Origin of the sequence: Clostridium sp. D5 (assembly GCF_000190355.1) — a bacterium.
GTDB classification, from domain to species: Bacteria; Bacillota; Clostridia; order Lachnospirales; family Lachnospiraceae; genus Faecalicatena; species Faecalicatena fissicatena_A.
This window is the reverse complement of record NZ_GL870812.1, coordinates 396726-402542: the sequence shown is the minus strand read 5'-3', so window position 1 is coordinate 402542 and position 5817 is coordinate 396726. Positions and strand designations below refer to the sequence as shown.

Below are 5817 nucleotides of genomic sequence, written 5' to 3'. Positions count from 1 at the left end.
CTGTTGAAGAAGAAAGATTGATAAGAGCTGAAATTAAAGAAAGAAATAACAGGCGGCTGTCAGGAATATATACGTCCCAGCAAGTGGAATTTAGTCTTGTCCCCTTTAAAAACACGTCTAAAGTCCGCTTTCTTAACATGCCCAGAAAGCCCTTTCTGAGCAGACAGCTTTGTTATTTCTCTTCTTGATTGTATCACTTAATTCTACTTTTAGGAATACCAAAAGTGGTAATCGCTCTTTTTGTAAGAGTAATTGCCACTTTTCTTTTTGCCGTTTTCAAAGTGGAAATAAACTTTTCACTTCACCTAAAATTTTTATTCTTTCAGCAGTGCATACATGCAGTAATCAAACACTTTCCCATTCTTATATACACCGTTTTTCATAATTCCTTCCAATGTAAAACCGTTATTTTCCAGAACCCGGCGTGAGCCTGTATTATAGGCAAATGGCTCTGCAAAGATTCTGATGATTTCAAGCCGTTCAAATGCCTCGCGGCAGATCTGACCCGCAGCCTGGCTCATAATTCCTCTTCCCCAATAATCTTCCGCCAGCCAGTATCCCAGCTCCGCGCTCTTTTCATAAACATCCGTTCCCTGAAAAATCCCCACACTCCCTACTGCATGGCCATCCACAACAATCGCCCTGCACAGCTGCCGTTCTTCACTGTCCCCAGCGCAGGCAAGCACATATCCCCGTGCATCCTCCCGCGTATATGGATAGGGAAATGCATTCCTAAGATTACAGGCAACCTCTTCATTATTCGCATAAAAAGCCACGTCATCGATATACTTCTCATCCCATTTTTTCAATTCAAATTCCATAGTTATTCCCCCTTAACAATATCCTGTCTGATTTTATCCACAATATGTTCCACAGTTTCCCTCTTCATCGGAATGATCCTGCTCCACAGACGCACTCCCTGATAGACATACAAAATCGTATCCGTCATCTGCCCTACATGAACCTGCCTGAATTCTCCCGTTTCCATCCCATATGTGAGCAATCGCCCCCAACGTTTCACCGCCCTCTGGTTCAATTCCTCCATATACTCACTGCCGCATACCAGAGAATATTCATAAATAGCATAACTCAAAGCCCCGCCGCTATCCAACATCTCCCCCTTCATCTTATCCAGCTCACACTCTAAAATCCAAGCCGCATCCTTCCCCGTGTCAATCCCCATACCAACAAAGTCCTCGACATCTCCCAGCATCCCCGCCAGAATCTCTTCAAAAATCTCCCGTGTGCTCCCAAAATGCCGATACACCCCTCCCCTGCTCATCCCGCAGGCCTCACAAACCATCTTCATCGTAACCGCCCGGAACCCTTCCTCCACAAAAATCCCATACGCAGTCTCCCGAATCCTCTTCCTGGTCAAACTCCCTTTCTCTGACATAATCCCTCCATAAAAAATGCATTAGTACCTTACTTTTAAAACAAGTTACAAAAAAGACACGTTTGTCGTTTTTATTATTATACGACACCCCTGTCGTTTTTTCAAGCAAATTTAATTTTATTCTTCACAAACTTTACTTGCTCACCAATTACCATTCTTACCTGCCGTTAGATCACTTACCCATTATAAAGGTACTAGCTTCTAAAACTGTCCATACTTAGGAACTCAACAGGCCTATATTCAATAAGAGCCTCATTCACCCAACACCAGGATTCAACCATCCACCGCAACCGCCCTTTTCCTCCCCATTGGGGTACACCAGCTCAGTGACAGGATTGACGGGAAGGCCCGGGGACTGTATATGTCCTTTTGGAATGCTAGAGTGTGCCTACTGATTCCAGAAAAAATAACGTCGGAAATGTGGGAAAAAACGTGATCACCAAATCACGTTTTTGGAGAACCCAGTGGCAGAAATTTTTCAAAATTTCTGCCGCTGTGTTCTCCGTGCCCACATTTCCGGCGTTATTTTTTCCTGGAATCAGTCAGCACACGGGTGCATTCCAAAAGGACATATACAGTCCACGTGCCTTCCCGTCAATCCTGTCACTGAGCGCCCCCTTCTCTCAAACCGTCCCCCACCCCATACACTCCGACATAACGCAGATCCCCGCTGCTCCACATTCCTTCATTTCCTCGACACATTCACCGCTCGCGCTCATTCCTCCAATTGCATAAACCGGTATTGCCACCGCAGCGCACACCTCCCTCAGAAATTTTTTTCCCCTTGGAGCCAGTCCCGGCTTACAGTCCGTTGAAAAAATGTGTCCCGCAGTCAGATAAGCAGCCCCTGCCTTTTCCGCGTCCAAGGCTTCCTGCACTGCATGAATGGAGGTTCCGACCGTATCAAACATGGCCCCCACCTCCGGCCTTTCCTCCAGTATATGCAGCGGCAGATGGATACTGCCGCTCCCCTGTCTGCGCGCTGCTTCTATAAAGGTATGGGGAATACAGGGCACCTCATACCTGCGGCAGATTTCCTGAACCTGGTCAAATAGCGCACCGTAATCTTCCTCTGTAAGATCTTTTTCTCTGAGCAGAACCGCCCCGGGATGTCTCTGGCAGACACACTCGATCTGTTCCATAAACGGGCGCCTGCACAGATGGCGGTTTGTAACGGCAATAATATGTTTATAAAGCTCCCCCCCAGATTGTTCCATTATCTCTCCGCTATACATACAGATACTCGCTCATAACCGGCTGCAGATTCAGTCCCAGCAGAGACTCATACACCTGCTCCACGGAACGGCCGTCAGATATCTCAAACTGCTCATCGCCCTTTTCCTCTATCTCTTCCACATGTTCCCCGATTCCGGTGCTGACGCCTGCCGATATCTTGGTGGCAGCAATATTTACCAGGTTGTCTCTCACCCGGGCACATTCCCTGGTGGATATGGTAATGCTGGCAAACGGCATAAACAGCCGGTACGCGGTCACTACCTGCAGAAGCTGGGGCTCATGCACATCCATTGGGTTAATTTTCTCATTATTTACGATAGGACGAAGCCGCGGACAGGAAAAAGCGATCTCCGCATGCGGATATTTTCTCTGCAGAAGCCATGCATGCATCCCGGTCGCAAAGGCATCCTTGCGGAAATCATCCAGCCCCAGCAGAGCTGCAAATCCAACGCCGCGCATTCCCCCTTTCAGCGCCCGTTCCTGGGAATTCAGGCGGTATGGGAATATCCGCTTGTGGCCGGCAAGATGAAGAGTCTCGTATTTATCCGCATTATAGGTCTCCTGGAATACAGTCACATAATCCGCGCCGCATTTATGAAGATATGCATACTCATCGGAATTCATCGGATACACTTCGAGTCCAATGACCTTAAAATATCTGCGGGCAATCTCACATGCCCTCCCGATATACTCCACATCTGATTTTGCCCTGCTCTCTCCCGTCAGAATCAGAACCTCCTGCAGACCGCTCTGGGCAACCGCCCGCATCTCCTTATCGATTTCTTCCTCACTCAACTTTGCTCTGTTTATTTTATTGTGGCAGTTAAATCCACAGTAAATGCAGAAATTCTCACAGTAATTGGCTATGTAAACCGGTGTAAACATATAGATTCCATTTCCAAAATGCTTTCTTGTCTCCCGTTGCGCGCACTGAGCCATTTCTTCCAGAAACGGAAGGGCTGCCGGCGACAGCAAAGCCGCGAAATCCTCCGGGGTCCGGTTCTCGTGGTCCAGTGCCCGGCGCACATCTGCCCCGGTGTACTGTGTATAATCATAATTGTTCATAGATGCAATTACTTTTTCCTGTACCTCGGATTCCAGCACCTCCATCCCCGGCAGATAGGCCATATGGTCGATACGGTTCTTTTTTTGCCACTCCTTAATCTCTTCGTTTAAAATACTTTCATTTACATGATTTTCTGTACTCATCGCGGCCTCCTAATCCTGCAGAAATCCCGTGAGCGGTGAAGAAGCGCTGGCTCCTTTTTCAATCACCCGTCCCATACCGGACAAGTAAGCGGCCCGCCCTGCTTCAATTGCCTTTTTAAATGCTTCCGCCATAGCCGGAACATCGCCGGCCGTTGCTATAGCTGTATTTGCCATTACGGCCGCTGCCCCCATCTCCATGGCCTCACACGCCTGGGACGGTTTTCCGATACCTGCGTCCACAATGATTGGAAGCTCGATCTCATCAATGAGAATCTGGATAAAATCTCTGGTGCATATCCCCTTGTTGGATCCAATCGGAGAACCCAGCGGCATAATACAGGCTGCCCCCGCATTTACCAGGTCTCTGGCCGCATTTAGATCCGGATACATATAAGGCATGACGACAAATCCCTCTTTTGCCAGAATTTCTGTAGCCTTAATTGTCTCATAATTATCCGGCAGCAGATATTTAGAATCGTGGATTACCTCGATCTTCACAAAATCACCGCATCCAACCTCTCTTGACAGCCGTGCGATACGAACGGCCTCCTCTGCATTTCTCGCCCCGGATGTATTTGGAAGCAGCGTTACGTTCTCCGGAATATAATCCAGAATGTTTGCCATTCCACCTTCATTGGCACGGCGGAGTGCCAGTGTGATGATCTGGGCGCCTGCTCTTTCCACTGCCGCCTTAATGAGATCCAGTGAGTATTTTCCTGAGCCCAGAATAAAACGGGACTCAAATGTATGCCCTCCCAGGACAAATGAATCGTTTTTTTTATTTTCCACCTTTAAATCCTCCTGTCTTTCTATTGGTATTCTTCTATGAACTGCTAACACTTTTCTATTTCAGAATCAGCTCCGTGATTAAATTTGCCTCATGTGCAGCGCAGATCGCAACTCTTGGAGCCATCAGCCCATTGCCACAGGACGGCTCTGTCTTCTCATCCCCGCACAGATAAAAGTGCTCCGTTATCCTGCGCGTGTGAATTGCATTACTCTCGCCGTATCCTGCCATGCCGGATGCAGCAACCAGGAATTTTTCCGGATACAATTCCAGAATTCCGTTGGCCAGCATCGCCTTTGCCTCAGGATCGTCGAAAGCCTCACAGATGATACCGGCCTGCGCAAACAATGCCGGTAAATTTTCTTCTGTTACTTTCACACAGTCCGTCTTAATCTCCAGATACGGATTGATATCCGTAAGCTCCGCCCGAAGCGCATCGGTCTTATACATTCCAATATGACGCATAAAATACTGCTGCCGGTTAAGGTTTGTAATATCAACCTTATCAAAATCAATCAGATGCAGGTGCCCAACACCGATTCTGGCAAGCGCAAAAGCCACATTGGATCCTAATCCGCCCAGCCCGGCAATTGCCACCCTGGCTTTTGCAAGCCGGTTCTGCACCTCTTTTGTGTGCCGTTCTTCCAATGCGTTATTTATCTCTTCCCTGGTCAGCATATGATCACCCCCCTCCTACAAAACTGACAACTTCCAGAACATCGTGGTCTTCAACCAGCGTAAGAGACAGCATTTTCCTCGGCACGATCTCTCCGTTGCGCTCAACAGCCACCCGGGCTACCGGATAATTCAGCTGTTCCAGCAGTTCGGCAATCGTGGTTCCGGGCACATAATTCAGTTCCTTACCGTTAACTTTTAACATATATCTCACTCCTTTCAGATACTGCTGACATATAGGTAATTGCGAAACTCTACACCCCGCATAAATGCGGGAAATTATTTACTACAAAATAAAACAACTCCTCACTGGTTTATGGTAAAATTGAGATGTCGAATAACAATTAACCATATCCACCAGTAAAGGAGTTGTGCTTTTATGATACCACACAAACAGCTTTCTTTGGCAGATATTTTTATCGATTGCCAAAATAAATTTGATAACGACAAATATGCGTTCCTTGAAACCCTCTCACAAACCATTGACCTTGATGAAATTGTCCCGGTGTCTTTC

General features: G+C 47.4%; 8 protein-coding genes and 1 pseudogene. 2 read left to right on the top strand and 7 right to left on the bottom strand.

Annotated elements, in window-relative coordinates:
* Positions 1–188: hypothetical protein (locus tag HMPREF0240_RS24825; protein WP_207636759.1), on the top strand; the 188-nt coding region annotated here is incomplete at its 5' end.
* A 126-nt stretch (positions 189–314) separates the two neighbouring features.
* On the opposite strand, the gene HMPREF0240_RS11915 is transcribed toward HMPREF0240_RS24825, so the two are convergent.
* From HMPREF0240_RS11915 to thiS, 7 genes are all read right to left on the bottom strand, one after another.
* Complete coding sequence (locus tag HMPREF0240_RS11915; protein WP_035313170.1) at positions 315–821, bottom strand: GNAT family protein; 507 nt, start codon at positions 819–821, stop codon at positions 315–317.
* 2 nt (positions 822–823) lie between these two features.
* Positions 824–1396 (bottom strand): TetR/AcrR family transcriptional regulator, encoded by a 573-nt coding sequence (locus HMPREF0240_RS11910; RefSeq protein ID WP_009003660.1) that lies wholly within the window; start codon positions 1394–1396, stop codon positions 824–826.
* Between the two features lie 623 nt (positions 1397–2019).
* Complete coding sequence (locus HMPREF0240_RS11905; protein WP_035313169.1) at positions 2020–2613, bottom strand: thiamine phosphate synthase; 594 nt, start codon at positions 2611–2613, stop codon at positions 2020–2022.
* Positions 2614–2623: 10 nt separating this feature from the next.
* Positions 2624–3760: a 2-iminoacetate synthase ThiH gene (gene thiH / locus HMPREF0240_RS11900; protein ID WP_347462594.1), complete on the bottom strand. Its 1137-nt coding sequence runs from the start codon at positions 3758–3760 to the stop codon at positions 2624–2626.
* Positions 3761–3850: 90 nt separating this feature from the next.
* Positions 3851–4630 carry a thiazole synthase gene (locus HMPREF0240_RS11895; RefSeq protein WP_009003657.1) on the bottom strand — a complete coding sequence of 260 codons (780 nt, stop codon included), beginning with the start codon at positions 4628–4630 and terminating at the stop codon, positions 3851–3853.
* A 55-nt stretch (positions 4631–4685) separates the two neighbouring features.
* Positions 4686–5306, bottom strand: a complete 621-nt coding sequence (gene thiF / locus HMPREF0240_RS11890; protein ID WP_009003656.1) for a sulfur carrier protein ThiS adenylyltransferase ThiF — start codon at positions 5304–5306, stop codon at positions 4686–4688.
* A gap of 4 nt (positions 5307–5310) precedes the next feature.
* A complete protein-coding gene (thiS, locus tag HMPREF0240_RS11885) occupies positions 5311–5508 on the bottom strand; it encodes a sulfur carrier protein ThiS (RefSeq protein ID WP_009003655.1) in 198 nt (65 codons plus the stop codon).
* Between the two features lie 174 nt (positions 5509–5682).
* Here thiS and HMPREF0240_RS25020 point away from each other — a divergent pair.
* A pseudogene (locus tag HMPREF0240_RS25020) lies at positions 5683–5817 on the top strand (ISNCY family transposase); the annotation flags it as partial.